The sequence below is a fragment of the Paenibacillus sp. FSL H8-0548 genome (assembly GCF_038630985.1).
Taxonomy (GTDB): Bacteria; Bacillota; Bacilli; order Paenibacillales; family Paenibacillaceae; genus Pristimantibacillus.
This window is the reverse complement of the sequence record NZ_CP152049.1, coordinates 2,638,813-2,658,662: the sequence shown is the minus strand read 5'-3', so window position 1 is coordinate 2,658,662 and position 19,850 is coordinate 2,638,813. Positions and strand designations below refer to the sequence as shown.

Annotated in this window: 13 protein-coding genes and 1 pseudogene; 1 reads left to right on the top strand and 13 read right to left on the bottom strand. The window is 46.2% G+C overall.

Features of this window, described 5'->3' with window-relative positions:
- Window positions 1–9: 9 nt before the first annotated feature.
- The 5 genes from MHI37_RS11000 to MHI37_RS10980 form a co-directional block, all read right to left on the bottom strand.
- On the bottom strand, window positions 10–870 hold the full coding sequence (locus tag MHI37_RS11000; RefSeq protein ID WP_076335010.1) for a carbohydrate ABC transporter permease: 861 nt from the start codon (window positions 868–870) through the stop codon (window positions 10–12).
- Entirely contained in the window at window positions 864–1,832 is a 969-nt protein-coding gene (locus MHI37_RS10995) for an ABC transporter permease subunit (protein ID WP_076335009.1), read from the bottom strand. The genes MHI37_RS11000 and MHI37_RS10995 overlap by 7 nt, the downstream gene beginning before the upstream one ends.
- Window positions 1,833–2,011: 179 nt before the next feature.
- Complete coding sequence (locus MHI37_RS10990; RefSeq protein ID WP_076335008.1) at window positions 2,012–3,790, bottom strand: sensor histidine kinase; 1,779 nt, start codon at window positions 3,788–3,790, stop codon at window positions 2,012–2,014.
- A gap of 35 nt (window positions 3,791–3,825) precedes the next feature.
- On the bottom strand, window positions 3,826–5,367 hold the full coding sequence (locus MHI37_RS10985; RefSeq protein WP_076335007.1) for a response regulator: 1,542 nt from the start codon (window positions 5,365–5,367) through the stop codon (window positions 3,826–3,828).
- A gap of 71 nt (window positions 5,368–5,438) precedes the next feature.
- Window positions 5,439–7,691, bottom strand: a complete 2,253-nt coding sequence (locus MHI37_RS10980) for an FAD-dependent oxidoreductase (RefSeq protein WP_076335006.1) — start codon at window positions 7,689–7,691, stop codon at window positions 5,439–5,441.
- 115 nt (window positions 7,692–7,806) lie between these two features.
- On the opposite strand from MHI37_RS10980, the gene MHI37_RS10975 reads away from it, so the two are divergent.
- A complete protein-coding gene (locus tag MHI37_RS10975) occupies window positions 7,807–8,631 on the top strand; it encodes an AraC family transcriptional regulator (RefSeq protein ID WP_076335005.1) in 825 nt (274 codons plus the stop codon).
- Between the two features lie 496 nt (window positions 8,632–9,127).
- Here the strand turns inward: MHI37_RS10975 and MHI37_RS10970 are convergent.
- The 8 genes and pseudogenes from MHI37_RS10970 to MHI37_RS10935 form a co-directional block, all read right to left on the bottom strand.
- Window positions 9,128–10,040 (bottom strand): annotated as a pseudogene (locus MHI37_RS10970) (transposase).
- 201 nt (window positions 10,041–10,241) lie between these two features.
- Entirely contained in the window at window positions 10,242–12,113 is a 1,872-nt protein-coding gene (locus MHI37_RS10965; protein WP_256709694.1) for a beta-L-arabinofuranosidase domain-containing protein, read from the bottom strand.
- A gap of 26 nt (window positions 12,114–12,139) precedes the next feature.
- On the bottom strand, window positions 12,140–13,300 hold the full coding sequence (locus tag MHI37_RS10960; protein ID WP_076335003.1) for a glycoside hydrolase family 172 protein: 1,161 nt from the start codon (window positions 13,298–13,300) through the stop codon (window positions 12,140–12,142).
- Between the two features lie 13 nt (window positions 13,301–13,313).
- Window positions 13,314–14,921 (bottom strand): hypothetical protein, encoded by a 1,608-nt coding sequence (locus MHI37_RS10955; RefSeq protein ID WP_076335002.1) that lies wholly within the window; start codon window positions 14,919–14,921, stop codon window positions 13,314–13,316.
- Between the two features lie 63 nt (window positions 14,922–14,984).
- Window positions 14,985–16,334: a sugar ABC transporter substrate-binding protein gene (locus MHI37_RS10950; RefSeq protein ID WP_076335001.1), complete on the bottom strand. Its 1,350-nt coding sequence runs from the start codon at window positions 16,332–16,334 to the stop codon at window positions 14,985–14,987.
- Between the two features lie 26 nt (window positions 16,335–16,360).
- Entirely contained in the window at window positions 16,361–17,245 is an 885-nt protein-coding gene (locus tag MHI37_RS10945; protein ID WP_179090132.1) for a carbohydrate ABC transporter permease, read from the bottom strand.
- Complete coding sequence (locus MHI37_RS10940) at window positions 17,235–18,122, bottom strand: sugar ABC transporter permease (protein ID WP_256709688.1); 888 nt, start codon at window positions 18,120–18,122, stop codon at window positions 17,235–17,237. Before MHI37_RS10940 ends, MHI37_RS10945 begins: the two co-directional genes overlap by 11 nt.
- A 150-nt stretch (window positions 18,123–18,272) precedes the next feature.
- A complete protein-coding gene (locus MHI37_RS10935; protein WP_076335000.1) occupies window positions 18,273–19,844 on the bottom strand; it encodes a response regulator in 1,572 nt (523 codons plus the stop codon).
- Window positions 19,845–19,850 lie beyond the last annotated feature (6 nt).

Genomic DNA, 19,850 nt, shown 5'->3' with positions numbered 1-19,850 from the left:
CAGCCTTGATCAACCTTTAATTGAGCCCAAAAGCATGCCTTTCGTAAAATGCTTCTGAAGAAACGGATAAATAACGATAACTGGAAGGCTTGCGATCATGACGGAAGCCATCTGCATAGTCTGAGTAGGCATCATGTTCTCCGCATTCTCAAGCGGCTGCTGGCTTTGCATTAAAATTTCTCTGACTACTACCTGCAGCGGGAATAACGAGCGGTCTGTCACATAAAATATGGCCTGAAAAAATTCGTTCCAATGGCCGACCAAATAAAACAAACCAACTGTAAGCAGTACAGGAATCGAGAGCGGCGTTACAATTTGAAGCAATATGCGAAATTCTTTGGCTCCGTCCATCCTTGCCGATTCGAACAGCTCCTCAGGCAGCCCCTCAAAAAAGCTCTTCATGATAAGGACATTGAAGCTCCATACTGCGTTGGGCAATATCATAGCCCAGATCGAGTCGAGCAGCCCCATTGACTTTACGACCAGATAGGTAGGTATAATTCCTCCGCTGAACAGCATCGTAAACACGATCATCAGTAGAAAAAAGTTTCTAGCTGGCAGATTTTTACGGCTAAGCGGATAAGCCATCAAGCCAGTTAATACGAGATTGACTGCGGTACCGATCACTGTAATGAGTACAGTGATTTGGAAAGCTTTCGGTATATTAGATTCCGTTAGCAGCGTTCGATAAGCAGAGAATGTAATTTCTCGTGGAAACAAAATAAATCCGCCATTACGAAGCACTTCCCCAAAGGGGGTGATGGATACCGATACAACATACAGAATTGGCAGGACAGCGGCAAGTCCGCATAATCCTAAAAACACATAAATGATGCCGTTGAAAATTTTATCATCCAGACTTCTTACCATATCCCCTCACCCCACTTTTTGGCCAAACGGTTGGCTCCTAGCACAAGTACGAGTCCAATAACGGATTTGAACAATCCGACGGCTGATGCCAAGCTGAAATTCAACTGCTGCAAGCCTGTTCGGTATACCCAAGTATCGATGATGTCAGCAACTGGATAAACCTGTATATTATATAAAATATAGATCTGATCGAAGCCGGCATCAAGCATTTGACCAAGCTTCAGTATAAACAGCAAAATCATAATGCTTCTGATGCCCGGCAGCGTAATATGCCAGATCATGCGCAGCCTGCTCGCTCCGTCCACCTTAGCCGCTTCGTAAAGCGTCGGGTCGATGCCCGCCATCGCAGCCAAGTAGATAATTGCCCCCCATCCGAGATTTTGCCAAACCTCAGAGCCTACTAGAATACTTCGGAAGTAATCCGTTGAAGTCAGGAATGGAATGGAGCTCCCCCCCGCTTCTACAATCCAGCGATTAATCAAGCCTCCATTTTGCGAGAACAATGTCAGAAGAATACCGAAAATAATAACCCATGACAAAAAGTGCGGCATATAAGTAAGCGTTTGAACGATGGTCTTCAGCCAGCGTATACGACATTCATTCAGCATCACTGCCAGTATAATTGGAGGAAGCGTCCCCCAAATCAACTTATATAAGCTGATCAGAATCGTATTGCTCATGAGCTGGCCAAAATAGGGAGACTGATAAAAATCCTGAAAATGCTTATACCATGGATCAACCCACGAGCTTCCTGTTATCCCCTCTAGAATGGCAAAATTTTTAAAGGCAATGATGACACCATACATCGGAAAATACCGAAAAATGATGAAGTAGATTACACCAGGCAGCAGCATGATGTAGAAGGCCTTAAATGTCCAGATAGCACTAAATATTGACCGAAGCTTCGTTTGCCAAGCAGGCCGTATCTGAGGGGCCGGAGTAAGGCTATGTTTGGCTTCCATTGTATCCCTCCTTTTGTGTATACGCTTTCAATAAGGTAAGTATAAACATCTGGCCGCTGCGCCGATATACATAAAAACGTAAATAATGTACAGATTTAAGGGAAACGAATGGGGGAAATCTTAGATTAAAACGAAAGAAGCTGTCCCTCTTAGGACAGCCTCCACATCTGTATAGCGAGCTAATTCCAAATGCCTAAACGTTCATCGCTCTCCGTGAGTATAGGAATATCCACGCGAACAATGGTCCCTATACCCTGCTTGCTTCCCATTCGCAATCCGTAGGGCTCACCGTGATGAATGCGAATCCTGTCGTGCACATTCCGAAGTCCAATACCTGTAAAACGATACATTGAGCGCTCCTGCTCCGCATTCTCGTTCAGAAGCTCTCTGATTTTCTCTCGTGGAATGCCTATTCCGTCATCGCGAATATAAAGCCTTAGCTTTCCCTTCCACAGCTCTCCTTTAATCGTAATTAGGCCAGCCTTGTTCGGCGTGATCCCATGAAATAATGCATTTTCCACAAGTGGCTGAAGAGTAAGCTTAAGAACGCGGTAATGAAGTAAGCTTGGGTTGATATCAGTCTCATATCGATATTGCTCTCCATAACGAACCTGTTGAATTTGAATATACATGCGCAGCCCTTCCAGTTCTTCTTCAAGTGATACATACTCTGATTGCTTGTCAAAGCTGAAGCTTAACAGCTTGACTAGCGAGCGAATGGTATCACGCACCTCGTCAGTTCGCTGCTGCTTGGCGAGACTGCTAATGCAAGCAAGCGTATTATATAAAAAGTGAGGAGCAATCTGGCTTCGCAGCATCTTTAGCTCATATTCCTTCTTCTGCTCCTCCGCTGATTTTGTTTTCTGCAGAAGGATTTGAATTCTCTCAAGCATGGCATTGTAGCTTTGCGTCAGCCTGCCGATCTCGTCGCTTCTCGTAACCGGCAGCTTCGCCACTACCTGCAGGTCATTGAGCCGATCCATCTTCTCGACGAACCTGCGTATCGGATGAGTGAAGGAACGACTGAGCAAGAACGCGCTGAACAGCAGTACGATAATCCAAATGATGATGGCCGTTCGGTAATTATTGTTCAGCTTCTGCAGATCCTTATAGAAATAATCTTCCTCGATGAAAGCAGCAAGCGACCAGCCTAACCGGTTTTTCGATGATTTCACAGCGACTAGCGGCTTCAAGCCATATCCTTCTACACTGCTAACACCAACTTTAAGGATAGTAAGCTGCTTCCGAAAGTCTTCCTCTACCTTAGGTGGATAAATAGCCTGCTGAAAGGGCAGCAGCTTGTCGCGTGAATCCAATCGGTTAATAACATTTCCGTCCTTGGAAAACAAAATATAAGATTGATAGATCATTGGGGCGATTCGCTCTGTAAGCAAATCTAAATTCATTTCGGCAACGACAACTCCCCGCACTTGCTTGCCTGCATCTGTAATAGGCAATACATAAGCGAGTGTATATCCAGACATCGGTGAATAGTAAGGCTCACTTACGTTAATCGCTCCATAATTTTGCAGCGCGAGATCATAGAGATCCTTTAAGTGGGGATTGCCAATAATATCATAATAAACCTGAGAGCTTGAATAAACACTGCCGTCGGTTCGAACCATGTACAGCGTTTTCGCTATCGAATTATTATGATCAGCAAATTTGCGAAGCGTATCGATGGCCGTCTCTTCATTCCCCTCATCGAGCAAATCCGTACGGGTTGAGATCAGAAGCAGCAAATTTTCCACATTATCTAAGCTCGCATCAATATATTGATTGGTCCGGCTTACGAGCAGCTCCGCATCGCGAGTCAATTGATTCTGAAGCAGGCTCTCGGCCTCGTGAAGATTGCGCCACGCAAGCAATAGAACGATCAGCAGAGTCACAATAAATAAATAGATAAACTGCTTGGTGGCAAGGCCAAGACTCGCATACCAATGAAATAGCTTCGACATATTTCTAATTCCCCCGCGTCCGGTTTCTCATAAATTTAACTATGTCGTTTGAAATCCGTTGGGGACACACCCGTCCAATTTCGAAAGGTTACTGTAAAATAGCGATAGCTCGGTATTCCGACCTCTTCCGCAATTTCATATACTTTCTTGTTCGTATGCTTAAGCAGCTCGACCGCCTTCTCCATACGTAGTTTGGTAATATACTGATTGAACGAGCTTCCTGTCTCTTCTCGAAACAATTTGCTGACATAATGAGGGCTAAGTCCTACCTGCTCAGCAATGTGAGGGAGCGAAATCGGTTTCTCCAAATGATCCTTGATCCACTGAACAGCTGAACGAATCTCAAATCTCGAGTGTGTCCTCCCTAGCTCTATTGCAGTGATATCTTGGATGATACAGGCAACCATTTGCGACAGAGTATGAGCTCCCATCAAATTTGCAATGCTGGAACCGTCAAGATTAGCGTTTTCTTGTACCTTCAGCCACTCCACCTGCCAATTCAGCACACGCTCCTTCAACTGCTCCGGCTTAATGCGGTGCTTGAAGCACCATAGCATAAACTCACCCTGCAAAAATTCTTTCAAGCTCTCGGTAGACCAACTGGACTTTCTTAGCAGCTCTATTAGTTCCTTAACCTGTTGTTCTTTCATATCCGCTAGCGGCTGCGGCTCACCAAAGAAAACGTTACTCTCCAAAGCATGATCATAAAAAAGCGCATTCTTCCATTCCGTCAAAGAAACAAGAGCGTGTGCTAGCTCCTCTCCAGACGTAATTGGCTCACTGATAATGGCATGCGCAGAGATGCTTGGATCGAGCAGTGGAGAATACAGCTTCATCAGATCGGTTAAGGATTGTAATAGCTGACCAAAGGACTGCTTGAGCATTTCCGAGGGAGAACGTGCCTCTATTAGGATAAAATATTCCTTATCTCGTACAGTCAGCCACGTTAACCAGTCTGAATCGGAGCTTTCGATATTAGAGAACGTTTGCTGAATTTGCTGTTTCATGGATAAATATACGGAGGGGGATACATCAAAAAATATTCGTGCCAATAAAACGGGTTTTTCCTCACTTAGAGCAATCGGATGCCAATCGGAGCTGCTTAGCTTTTGACCGAGCAGCAGCTTTCCGAATAATACAGATTGAAGCAGCCTTCGCTCTCTTTTCTCATTTTCCTGAGCGATTCGCTCCTTTACAATTACAGCTCTTACTTTGTCCATCGCTTGCATTAGTTCTTCCTCTTCCATCGATACCTTCAAAATATATTCAAGCGCTCCAAGTCGGAGCGCTTCTTGTACATAATGAAAATCACTGTGACAAGTCAGCAATATGATTTGAACACTAGGATAACGTTTCTTCATTTCCCGAATGAGCGTGATCCCATCCATTACCGGCATCGTAATATCCGTGATTACAACATCTGGCGTTTTATGTGAGCATAGCTGCAATGCTTCCTCACCGTTGCTCGCTTCCCCCATTAAAACAGCATCACATTCCTTCCACGGGAACATCCGAAGCTCCTGTCTGAGAGGAAGTTCATCATCAACAATTAGAATACTGAGCGGCTTAACGATCATCAACACTCTCCCTTCATATCTCAAATACTTAATCGAGACGCATTGAAAGCGTTGCCATGTTATTTAGCTCATTATAGAGCATAAACTCTGATTTCAGCAACCTCCGCATGTGCGCCGCCATTCGTATTCTCGATCCAAAGCCTAATTTTACTGGATGATATTTCGTGCTCAAGCGTATGGACTCTTTTACGTTTATGATTATCCCGCTCCGCTGCAACCACGATCCATTCCTCTTGAATGAGCGCTTCAACTCGGTAGCTTCGCACAACCTCTGGGATAGCTTCAAAGACGGTACGATGATGATGCAGATTGATTAAATCTTCATTAACATCGTCATTAAAGGTGATATGAATCTCAGCTATCCTTTTCTCATTCTCCCACTCCAGATCGATCCACTCCTCTTGTCCTGCTGTCATTTCCTCGGATACCCAGAGATGAGGACCGGCGAATGGCCGGACATAGCCATCGGTTATATGTTCAGCCGCATAAGCCTCTGTATTTGGCGTTGCCTGGAAGCAAATCGGATGACGATTCCAAGCACGCATGCTCCACTGCACGAGTGGCTGCTCCGGCTGAGATTCCTCCAGTAGTGAGGATACGATAGGCTCAGGGCCCTTCTCAAAGCAAAGCACTCCCGTTAACGCTCTATCCGATCCGTGCAGGCTTATCGCTTCATTGGCTTTTATAATGAGAAAAGCATTACAGGCTGCATCCGGCTTCCACGGAAAATCAAGCTTTACCCACTGACTGCTGCCAGGAGCAACCGATGTTGAAGCCGCAGCTACCTTATACTTAGGCACATAATTTTCTCCCTTTCCCGTATGCCACAGCTCCGCTTCAAGCGTCACTGCCGCTGTGCAGTCGAGCAACAGCTCAACCGTTTCTAGTGCAGGCTGTACAGGAAATAAAATGCCTAGATCTTTATTTAGCATGTGAACTGTGGTGGAGTCTGTAACAGCAATCCTATTCAGCGTACTCGACGCCGTAATATGGGCTGATTTCGCAAGATCATCCGGGTCATCTCCTGCAATTCCGATAATCGATGCATCCTGCCGCAGCATGAGCTGCTGCAGCTCACCCATGTAATCGCGATGAAGCAATCGCGGCTCTACTCCCCTCTGCAGAGACAAGGCGGCTCCGCTTCCAGCAGCCTCGCCGATTACTGCACAGGTCGCCATAACTCTTGTCGTGCCAAAAGCGACATGCGTAGCGCTAATATCCCTGCCCGCAAACATCAGATTGCTTATATTATTAGAATATAGGCTGCGGAATGGTATATGGTATATGCCATCAGAAAACAAATGCTTTGAACCGCTTTCAGTCGAATACATACCTTGCGGCGGATGAAGATCAATCGACCAGCCTCCAAAGGCTACACGGTCCTCAAAAGGCTTCTGCTCCAAAATATCGTTTTGATTCAGCATGTAATCTCCAATAAAACGGCGATATTCACGTTTGCCTGGGATTGATCCTACCCATTCGAGTGTCATATGCTCCGCTTCGAACTTGCCTGAGTTTTTAATATAGTCCCAAATGCCATAAATGACCGACCAAAGCTCATCACGGATTCGTTCATTATCGTGAACCGTATCCATTTCGCCACCCCATTCAATCCACCAATAATGACACCCGGAATCGCCGCTTCGGATGACTCGCTTTATGGGGATCGTTGTTTCGGTAATGTCCTTGGCAAAGCTTGGTGGAATATACTTAACCGGCCGCTTTGCTTCCTTCGTGTAGAACAGAAGCGTACTGCCAAGTGTGATGTCATCTGCAATATCCGGAGCCCAATCCTCGTTAAACTCCGCCTTGGCTTCGCGGCCTATTCTGTATTTGGCGCCTGCAAGAAAACCAACTAGCCCGTCTCCAGTACAGTCGATAAATATTTGGCTTTCAAAACGGATCATTCGCTCAGAGCCCATCATCCACCCTGTCACAGAACGAATAACACGATCTTCCTCCGCTCCTTCGGCTTCCACCTCATGTACATCCGTATTCAGAAACAATCGGATATTGGGCTCAGCGAGAACCGTTTCGAGCACAACAATATCCCATAAATAAGGATTGCCATCCGGATTTCGATATTGGTTTTCGACAAACATCTCACCCATAATTCCGGTTTCCCGGGCATAACGCTGAGTGCCATGCGCCGTAGCGCCGCACACCCACACCCGAACCTCACTGCTCGAATTGCCGCCAAGTACTGGTCTATTGTTAATGAGTGACACCGTTTGTCCCAAACGCGCAGCGGCCACAGCTGCACAGACGCCTGCTAGTCCTCCGCCAACGACGGTAATATCGGTTTTTACGAGTTCATGCTTCAACTAAATCGCCTCCAAGTATAAGTTTAATTTCATCTTATATTAGGGGGTCGTTATTTAACATGCACTGCGCTATCATAAAAGCATATACTTTATTTCACTTTGGAGGCATAACGAAATGACCGTTCAAAGCTCTAGTCTTTTTCCCATCCTTTCCCATCACATCTATTGGGATCATAAAATAAAGTTTCAATTTAGCGTGGATACCTACGAGCATTGGGTGCTATTTGCCGTTGAGGGCGGAAGCTTCTCCTACCGTATAGGAGCAGCAGAAGGTACAGGAACAATGGGTGACTTGATTGTCTGTCCCCCGGGTGTGCCCTTTCATCGCAGCGTCATACATACGCTTTCCTTTCATTTTATTGGATTTTCCTTTGGTTCAATAATGGGAGAACCGGCAAAGAGAAACGGTGATGAAGACGCGATAAGACATCATCTAGCCTCTTCCTGCTATAAGCTAAACATAACCCATTTGGAACGTCTCGCTGATAACTTGCGGTTTCTAAAGGAGCATGCCGATAGGGCAATTGAGGATAAAAGCTATTGGCAAAATCATGCGCTGAACGATATTTGGCGATTCTGCCAGCGGATGGAGGATTCAGCCTCGGTTAAGGAGCATATAGATCCGTTGATCGAGCAAGCGAAGCTATATATTCGACAGCATGGATTTGAGGAAATAAGCATGCTGGAGCTTGCATCTGAGCTCGGCATCAGTCCTGTACAGCTAAGCCGGCGCTTCAGCAAAAGCACGGGCATGACACCCTCCCGCTATTTATGCTATATCCGATTAGAGAAAGTGAAAATTATGCTGATCGAGACTCAGCTGCCCTTAGAGGAAATTGCGCAATCCTGCGGTTTCAATAACGGCTTTTATTTAAGCCGTGTATTCACGAAAATAGTAAAAACCAGTCCCTCCGCATACCGAAAAATGAACCGGGTATAGCTCACCAAGGTGAAACGGCTGTCGTCGTCCTTGGCGGCGCTTGCGCGTTTCATTCCAGAAATATAGGCGGAGTATACGTGTGAAACTTATACTCCCACTATAAAGTATGGTTTACTCCTGTTTTCTCGCTCTTTCTCAAGATTTCAACTTTGACAATTTAAAAGGTTGTGGTGGAGACGATCGTCTTCACCACGATTTCCTGTAAGTGCGTAGGCGGGAACAACGTTTAGGATCGTTTGGATTCCAAAACAGCGGATCGTTGCCTATGTTCGCACGTTGGATCTCCACATTCTCCCTTGGGGTTTACCCTCCCATGTCACACGGGGTCTACGCCCTTACATTCCTTCGTTCTACCTCTCAAGGGGTGGATGCCGATTCTGGCTTTCCTACAGGGTCTTTGCCCTCATGTATAATTTTACGTCGGCTTCTCCGGTGCTTCCATTGTCTTCGTTATTCCCTCGTGAATATTGCGATAATCAGGTATTTACTCTCGGCTTTAAGCGGCCTCTTGCTGGATCTGCTGTAGTCGGACGGGGCCCATAACATCCACGGCATTGTATGCCCTTTCTTTGGTCCCCAGCGTATGCAAGACTCGAATCAGTTTTCCGCATAAGGCGGTGAGCGACTGCTTCTTCTTCAATGGATTCTGATTTCGCGTCGTGTAGTACTTATGCAGCGCCCTGAAGGCTTCGTTTTTAGCTACCTTTGGCAGGACCGCGCGGAACAGAAGTGCTCTTAGACGCGATCTCCCTCGCTTCGTTATTCCTGTTTTGCCCTGACGTTGGCCCGAGCTGTTTTCTTTGAGATTCAAACCTGCGAGTCGAATGATTTGTTGACCGTGATCGTAGTTGTTCAGATCTCCGACTTCTGCCAGGAATCCTGCAACCGTGATCACGCCAACTCCCGGCACCGTCAGCATTTGTGCGCTTCCCGGAATTCATCAGAATACGCAGATCCGCATATGCCTTCGTCGGGAGTTTTGGCTCAGAATAGTTGCCGTTCCGAATGAGATCAGCGATGACTTTGGCGTCTTTGTAGTCGCTCTTCGTCGGGGAATTATCCCCAAGCTCTTTCGTTTGACTGACATGATGCGGATTGACCACTACAACTTGAATCCTTTGCTCTTGCAAGAACGCCGCGAGCGGAAACCAGTAGTGTCCGGTTGGCTCTATGCCTAGCACAATATCCGTTTTGCCTTGTGCCCGTCCTAGTTCTTTCATCCACGACGACAGCTTCATTAGACCTTCTGAATCGTTATGGAAAACGCATTCCTTACCTAACCCGATTCCTCGAAAATCTACTGCACGAGCCACATGAATTCTCTTCGCGATGTCTGCACCGACAACCAGTGTCGATTCCGTAATTCTTGTGATCCGTTGATTCTGCTTCTGCTCTAGTTTATACTTCATAATTAGGCGCCTCTTTCGTATCTCGGATTTGTTCTTTGCCGGAACTTTTCCAGTATACCAAGAGGTGTTTTTTTGCTCAAAGCTCGAATTACTTCATTACAGGAATGGCTTTCCTATATTTTAAAAAAGGCAGCTGGGCTTCGCAGAAATTGCGAAGCTTGGCTGCCTTTTTTATCATTGCTCTTTTTCTTCCAGTTTATCTTAGTTATTAATAACGGGAAATTCCGCAATGCGCAGTCTAGCGCAGCCGTATGGGATCAGAAAGATTTCCTCCTCGGACTCGTTGCTCGAAACTGGGCCAAAGGGCGGCGTTCCTGCAGAATTCAACTCCATCGTCCATTGCGGAAGCCTACGGGCTGTCATCCGCAAACTCAAGGGGGCGCTCTCTGCGGCAAACGGCTGAGCTTGAATATCTGCTTTTTCGACCTGCACCGAAGCGGATGCGTCCTTCTCATCCAGACGAACTCCATAGTTCCACGGAGATTCAGGGTACACTTCCCAATCGTCATATGGCGGATAAGTGCGATGCTTCTGCCACCGCTCTTTAACCGGGACAGCAAACATCAGCGGTCCATATTGGAGACCGATCGCACCGTTCGCTCTCGGTACACGCTGTACTTTCATAGGAAATTGAAGCTGAAGCTCATCTCCGTCATTCCATATGCGGCTAACCGTGGCAAAGCCTTGTTTTACATCAACGCTGCAGACCTCCCCATTGACGAGTATGGTAGGCGATGCACACCATTCCGGTATTCTTAATTTCATAGCAAATGCCTCGGACAATGCTAGCTTGACACTAATTAATACTGTATCGCGAAACGGATACTCTGTTTTCACATGGATAACTGCTTCTGTCCCTGATCCAACTAGAGCCGTTACACGACAAGGGGCATAGGAGATTGCGGCAAGACCAGCCCCTTCAGTTGCCATCCATAGCCTCGCTGTGAATTTAGGCCATCCTTGGTGCATATTGGCCGTACAGCAGCCGAAGTGTGGCTCAATTCCGAATAGATTGGCTTCATTGTTGTTTTCTGTCCAGTTCCGTTTGGCGTGCGTACACATGATCTGATTAGCCTGTTGATCGTATTGATGGACTTTCCAATCCGAACTGATCGCTGCCGGAAGAGCATTATAGGCAACCTTCTCCAATAAATCTCCGAAGAAACCATCACCAGTAATACGGATAAGTTGCTCCAAAGAGTACATATACTCGACTACGGCACAAAGCTCAGTTCCTTGGCTTGGATGTGTCCCGGCCAGCCACTCATCGCCTGAAAAAATACCGTTTACTTGACCGTGATAGGTCATCACGCTTTTGATCCCTGTATAAGCTGCCATTTTATCTTCTTCATTCAACGTTTGAAGATAGCTCAGTGCCGGCTGCTTAAAAGACATCGCAACGTTCACAACATGTACTCGATGATCGAACGCAGTTTGACGGTTCCAATACGGGAACTGCTTATAAATCGCTGACCAGTCCAGCGTTTGCTCCCTAATGAGCTGCGCAAGCTCAAGCAGGAATAGCTCGCCAGTACGATTGTAAAGCCAATAAACACTGATAAGATTTTCACCGCCTCTGGCCTCTGCCCAATCACTAAGCGGACGATTTGGCAGCTCTTCAAGCTGGTATCGAAAGAAGCTTGCCAGAAACGGCTTTACGCGTTCATCACCGGTATATTCCTCATATTGAATCAGAACCTTTAACATAATTATTCGGCTCCACCAGTCATCATTGGCTGCGGGTCCAAATTGCCCGTTGTCGCGCATGCTAGACAAAGACCATTCTATCCACGGCTGAGCTTTAGCGATGAGCTCCGTATCTTCAAGCAGATAAGCTAGAGGAAGAAGCCCATCCAAATAATATGGACCCCTCTCCCAGCTTTCGCCCTCTCCTCCCAGCCAGCCGCTGTTTGGACCTACATCGCTCCAAAATTCATCCAAATGCCCCGTCAAACCGTTAGCTTGAATCGACAATTGGTCCCTTAGCCACCCTTCGGGCTTTATTGCGCCGAGCGGAAGCTCATTGAATGGTGTCGCCATTAGCGGTGCGCGGTTGCCGTAAATCCCTTGCATCGTTAGCCCTCTCTCCTACGTTAATATTAAAAGCTCTTCAAAAAACCGCTCATGCTGGCTCGTTCAGAAAGTGGCAGTCGCCGCTCAACCGGAACGATCATCGGGAAAGTCTTATGCGGCTCACGCTGATACCAATAAGCTACCGAACTATAGTCGTTAGATTGAGAATTGCCATGTCCATGTTCAATGCTGAAGGTGATCGATTTGCGGAACAGGATGGGATCTACAATATGGAATCGGTAGGTCGTCCACTTGCCAGAGTACTCCAGCTCTGTTGGAATAATATTGGGCTCTGTCCAGCTATGCCCATTGCCGCGCAGTGGGGCAGCCAAGGAGATTCCATGATACGGCCCGTCATACTTGCCAGACGGATAACACCATGCCGCACAGAAATAATCTTCGGTTCCTGTTCCATGAAGCCGCGGCGGCCAAGGCTCACCATCAATAAAGAACATATCATCCCCTTCACCGAACCAACTGTTGCCTGGAATAGGATCAATATTGTCGATACTCAAATTACAGCCAACATAATGCCCTTCCCCTTCTGCCTCGAAAATAATATAGTTTTCGGAGCCATCCGTATTTTTGATGTCATTCACCTTATTGTTCGCCCAGAATGCGTCATCCTGCTTGTCATGCTCTTCCTTCAAACGACTAAGATCAATCGTACCAGCGGTTGGCATTTCTCTTCTAAATTGCGCATGAAACCTGAACGCATCATCAGGGACTGGTTTCTCCACGTAATCCACGTAATAATAAACGATAATATCTTTTTGACATTCATTAGTGACTTCCATTCGCGCTCCGTTGCCGAAAGGCATCTCGAAAAAACAGTTCATGGCCGCCTTATCCTCGATGATTCCTGGAGTGGTAATCATATTGAGTGGGAGAGACACATAATGACTGGCAACTCCATGGCCAACACCGAAGAAGTCTCCGACTGGCACCTCCACACTTGGTTCCACTTCCCCATCCCAATACATACGAATTAGTATTTTTCGAAAATAGTGGATGTCGGCTGATGAGATTGTCATCCAAATATGCTGGACTACACCTGAACCGGTTATGTCTGCGATCGTATAGGACTTGCCAGATGCTATGCGAACATTATCAGCGTTGCCGCCAGTCGTGTCCCAACTAGAGCTCCTTCTCGAGATACCTTCTTTGCGCAAATAAAGGTTATTCATATTTTCACTCCTGTTACTTAATTTTTGATAGTTTCCACGTCTTATATAGCTCGATTTTCTGCTCCAATTCATGGCCGAACCGTTTGATAGAATCGTGAAATAATGCTATCGTTGGTATCGTTTTGTCTTTAAAAGCTTTATCCAGGCTCGGCCAGCGGTAGCCGACTTCATGAACACCTGAACTCCCATCGACTGCAGCGAATGCGAGATATTCGGTCTGCCGTGTATATCGGAGCATCGCTTGATCCAGTCCAAGCGGTCCCCATGATGTTGCGAACAGCTTAAATTGATTCCACAGTGCATCGTATCCGTCTTCAGCCATCAACAGTTTATCTGGATACCTCTCGCGCATGGTCTGCGCCCAGGTCACAATGCCCTCGTAAGGCGAATAGTCCGGAGCGTTACTCCACCGGATAGCCCCATCCAAGAAAAGCCCATCAAAACCGTAATTTTCAATCAGGTCCTTCGCCTTATTAATCATATATTGTTGGAAGCCTGGGTGACCAAAATTAACGAGATAGCCCATATGCTCCTTAGTCAGATCGCCGTTCCAATCGACCCAATCTTGCAGCAATGGAAAACCTGATTCTGACTTCAAGGCTGCAGCCGTCAATCCATGCTTCTCCATGAAAGTAAAAGTCGCCAGATTTGGGCCACCCAACATCGGAATTACTTTGACTCCAAGTAAATGGGCAACATCAACGAACCGTCGCAACCCAGTCTCTCCCCCCATCCGCTCACTCGGCTGGTATTCGGGATACGTACAATAATATCTGCCATCCCACGCTGGAAGAAAGACCAGCAATTGATGTCCCGCGATTCGTTCTGAGAGCCAATGTAATTGCTCCGTCATTTGGTCGAATGTATGAAATAGATGCCCAGTCCAATGCTCTCCGTGAAAATTGACGACTAGTTTAATATCATCCAGCCACTTAACCGTCTCTTGCTCATCGAACGGAACATGCCCGTAATGCAGTTCCAGATCCATACAGCGTTCGAGTACGATGCTGCCCCGATTATTAGTTTTGCCGATATGCCATTCAGGCATAGAAATTTCGTTGCTCCAGCGTCTCCGGTCTTCTCGGTGAGCGATAACCGATACTCTTTCATTGTCCAATGGATCAAAATAGGCTGCGAAGCTTTTCTGCCGTACTTGATCATCTTTAGACAAAATAAACCAATCTTCATTTTCATTCTCAATAAAGACTAGAGGCATTGTTGCCTCTCTCCCAGGATATTGAATCGTTTCGATACCGATTTGTTCTCGGAAGAGATGTTTGCCCATATTTGAGGATTCGCTAACAAGAGCCTGTGGAGATAATCCTTTAATCAGTATGACAAGTGAAATACAGCTTTCAGTTGGATGGAACCCTTTTCCAGTGATGACATAGCGGCCAGCTTCACAGCTCACTTCGAGCTCCAGCGATCCCTTCGAAATGATTTGTCCTCCCGCAGCAGATAGCATCGCTGACTTCAGCACACTCCGACCTACTGAGGTATGAGTAGAAAGAGAATTCGGTGAAGGACAGTAGATATTACCATCCGTAGAAAGGCGGATGGCTATTTGAAGTTCTCCAAAACTAATGAATGGATCCTTGAAATCATATCCTATCGTATTCATCGTATAGTTCTCCTTATGGCGTAGTTAAGGAATAGATCAGCCGATCTATTCCTCAGCAATGAGTTATTGCTGCTTCAAAAGTTTGTCAAGCTCAGGCGCCAGCTCGTCAGCAGCCTGTTCAGCATCCAATTCCTTCAGTCCAACTAGATCCAGCTTCTTCATAGCGGCATCCATAAGCTCCTGCCAGTTAGACGTGAACGAAAGCGCTCTCGATACATTAACCGACTGGTACCACACCTCTTTCTCCTCTGGCGTAAGCGGATTGAACATATCAGGCTTGCGTGCCTCGGCTACCGATTTCAGCACAGGTATTCCGCCAATATTGTGATCAACCATAATATTTTCGGCTTCCTCCGAAACGAAGAACTTCAACACTTCAGCAGCTTCTTCCACATGCTTGGAGCCTTTGTATACGACGTAAGCATCGACAAAGTTAGGTGTTGCCGGTTGACCCGCGACTCCGACCGCGATCGGTGCAACTCCCCACTCGAAATTGTCGATCTTGCTAAATGTAGGCATCATCCATTGTCCTTCAACCAGCATACCAAGCTTGCCGGAGAGGAACAATTGATCCGGCGGGGTCGTCTGGGTTTCTGCTGGTGTCGGTGAATAGCCCTGTTTGATCAGATCTTGAAGAAACGAAAGCGCCTGCTTAGATTCCGGTGAGTTGATCGTTGCTTTCGTCTTATCCTCGCTAATGAGGTCGCCTCCATTTGACCATAAATATTGAATCGAGCGCTCCGGGTAAAGATTGGCGTATATCCCGTACTCTTTGCCCGCTCCTTTACCGTTAGTCAATTTTTCAGCTGCGTTCTTAAGATCTTCAAAAGTCCAAGCATCGTTCCAGTCCGTCGGCGGCAGCTCTATACCCGCTTTTTTGAACAAATCCTTGTTGTAATACATAGCCATCGTGTAGACGCCAATCGGCATGCCGTACATTTTGCCGTCTTGCAAATATTGGCTCATCGCTGGCTCGTAATATTCATTCATGTCAAGATCACCGATATAGGGAGCGAGGTCTTCAACTTGGCCTTTAGAAGTAAACATCGGCATATAGGCTACTCCCATCCGACCGATATCCGGTGGATTTCCTGCAGCGATTTGTGCAGTCATCTTCTGGATGTATTCATTCCAGCTGCCCGGCAAACGCTCCAGCTTAACTTCAATGTTCGGATGAGACTTATTGAACGAATCCACTATCCCTTGCCATGCGGGCATTTCATCGGTACCTGCAACAATCGACATCCGCAGTGAAACCTTTTCTTCTGTATTGTCGCTTCCTGTATTGCTTGATCCTCCATTTGTCTCCGCTGTGTTCGTATTTCCGCCTCCATTTGAGGAATTGTTGGAAGCACAAGCCGTCAGTGCGATCAGAAGGCTGATGAGCAGCAATGATACCGTGATTTTTTTCATATACATTCTCCTTCATTCTGTAGTGTCTATCCTTTTAATCCACTCAGCGTAATTCCTTCGATGAAATATCTCTGTGCGAACAAATACACAATCAGAACCGGAATTAGCGATAGGCAAGATGCTGCCATCAAGAGTGTCCAGTCTGTGGAGTAGAGCCCTTGGAATGATGCAATCATGAGCGGCAGTGTAAATTTGTCCTGATCGTCCAAGTAGATCAGGGGGGTAAGGAAATTATTCCAATTACCCATAAAGGTGAAAATGCCTAGTGCTGCGAGCGCGGGTTTGCAATTGGGCAGCATAATTTTCCAATAGATTTGCCACGGATTTAAGCCATCCATCCGTGCGGCATCTTCAAGCTCTGAAGGTATGGAGCTCATGAATTGCCTTAATAGAAAAACACCGAATGCATTACTAAGAATGGGCGGGATGATAAGCGGCCAATGGGTATTAATCCAATCAATCTTGCTAAACCACATAAACATCGGAATTAATGTAACTTGACCGGGAATCATCATCGTTGCAAGCAGCAGCAGAAAAAATTGTTTCTGGCCGATAAACTTCATTTTTGCAAAAGCATAACCCGCCATGGAACTAGTCAACAGCGAACCAACCGTTACGACTACTGCAATTTTCAAACTGTTAAGGTACGCGAGATCAATCGGCAGCGTATTCCACGCCCTATTGTAATTCTCCCAATGAAGTACACTCGGAATAATTTCTGGCGGATATTCGAATACCGAGCCTTCCCCCTTCAAGGAGGTGGAAACCATCCAGAGGAACGGTAGAATCATGAAAAGTGCACCTATGAACAGAAGGATATAAAGCAGCAGCTTCGACATTTCTACCTTTCTAAGATGAAGCAGCGAGGACGACGTATTTGGACGTTTCTCCAATCGAATTCTAGGTATCATAGTTCACCCATTTCGAAAACTTAAATTGAACAAGTGTAATAATGAAAATAATGAGGAACAAGACGAAGGAGATCGCTGACGCCTCACCCATTCTAAAAAATTGAAATGCGGTTTTGAAAATATGGAGTACGAGGACATTTGTCGCATCCGCAGGCCCGCCTCTTGTCATCATGTAAGGCTCAGAGAAAATTTGCATAGAGCCGATCATCAGCATGATGACAACAAAAAATGTCGTAGGAGAAATCATGGGAAGTGTGATCTTCCAGAAACGCTGCCAGCCTCCCGCACCATCAATTTTGGCGGCTTCATACAAATGAGCCGAGACACCCTGCAGACCAGCTAGGAAAAGGATCATATTGTAGCCCACACCTTGCCACACAGTCATGATGACGATAGAAGGAAGTGCCCATTTCAAATCTGACAGCCACCCAGGACCCTCAATGCCAATGAAGGAGAGTCCTGAATTTATCAATCCATAGTTTGGATTGTACATCCAGGTCCACACCAGAGCGACCGCCACAGATGAGGTCACAACCGGAATAAAATATGCAGCTCTGAATATGACCTTTCCCCGGATATTCTGATTTAACATCAGGGCTAATGCCAATGCGCCAATTACCGTAAGCGGAATATTGAGGAGCGCAAAGACAGTAGTGTTGCCCAGCACCTTCCAGAAGGTTGGATCCGACACTTGCTTGCTATAATTGTCCAGACCGGTCCATTGCGGAGTAGAGCCTATATCCCACTCCATGAAGCTGATTACAAAAGAGAATACGACAGGTCCTACGATAAAAGCTAACAAACCAAGCAACTGTGGCGCGATAAAGAGGTATGCCCAGCCATTATCCTTTATCTTGCGCTGTAGCAGTGTGCTCAAGTTTCAACCCCCTTTCAATCCATTTATGAAAACCCTTACAATTTGTATTATAGACGCCATGAAACGATAGGGAAATGCGGGTAATCTTAGATTTTGTTCGCCTATGTTGGAAAAAAAGTATCGCCCCATAGTAGCAGCGATACTTTCCTTTCAACTATATTCGATTTCGCCATAAGGCGCCGTAATATTGTGCTTATTGCGGTATTCAATAGGCGTCATTCCGACCGTTTTGCGAAACAACTGGCTGAAGTGTCTGCCATCGGTATAACCCACCTGCTGTGCCACTTCGTAAATTTTTAGATTAGAATGGTTAAGCAGCTCAATCGACTTCTCAATACGGCAGCGGCTCAAATAATCGCTGAAGGAAGCACCCGTCTCCTGTTTGAACAAGGTGCTGAGATAGCTTGCATTCATGCCAAGTTTGAGGGCAATATCTCCAAGCTTCAATTCTGTACCGTATTGACTTTGAACGATACTCTGCGCCCGTTGAATCACATGATTCATCTGCTGGTTTCGATGCTTCAATATCCGATTGGCGCAGAAAACAATTCCTTCCTCAAGCTTTTGCATCATATCGTGAAAACTCGATGACAAGAGAACGGGCAGCATCCATCGATCTTTTTCTTTCTCCTCAAGCTGCGCAATACTATTCTGCAGACGTACATGAAGCTGGAGCGCATGTTTGGTGAACTCACTCAACGTCATTCGCCTATAATGCGATTCAAGTCGTCTCAGCATAACTAACGCTTCATCTGCCTCGCCTTTCCTAACATGTTTCATTATGGTGAATTCCTGTTCTATTGGAAGTAGAAGAAGTGATTGATCTGATCCCGATATTTCATGGTAGATCAGAACATTTTTCTCGCGACTTGCCAAATAAGCAGCGAATTTACTTTGGTCGTAGGACAGCCCTGCCTGCTCAAAGGCTACAGCCTCCCCGATTCCAATTTTCCATATGGAAGGAGCCGCTATTTGACTTAGGAATTGCACTAGCTCTTGAATCCTAAAGCTTATCAGAGCGTCATCTTCATTATCCTTCCAGCCCATAAGGAGCACCCACTCGTCACGGCCATCCTTAAGTGCGATCAATGGAAATAGGCTTTCACTTATTCGTTCATCGATAGTAAGACTGACATCCGTACTACTCTCTTCAGCATCCAACTGCTCAACGATTATATTCAGCACAGACACCTTCGCGTACATGCGGAAGAAGGGCCATTCCCTCAAGTCGAATCGTTCTAAGCTGCCGCTATAAATCACTTCACGGACTACCCTCTCTGACAAAGATTTCTCATAGTCCGCTGCGACCTTCTCCATTTGCAAGCTCTTTTGCCTTACGTATCGATTTTGTTCAACCTTCTGCTCCGCCTTCCAGATCGCCTCCGCGATATCCTGTGCTCGCATTGGTTTCAATAAATAATCAAATGCGCCGAACTTAACCGCCGTCTGAGCATATTCGAAATCAGGGTATCCCGTTAGAAAAATAACCAGAATCTCCGGATCGATACTGCGAATTTGCTCCAATAATTTCAATCCGTCCATCTCTGGCATACGAATATCCGACAATACCAAATCCGGCTGAAGTTGATTAATTTGCTGCAAAGCTTTGACACCATTGTCTGCCTCACCGACACATATCCACCTATCGAAGGTGCCAATTAAAACTTTCAGGCCTTCCCTCACCATCATCTCATCATCGACAATTAGTATCTTATATTTCATCAGTCA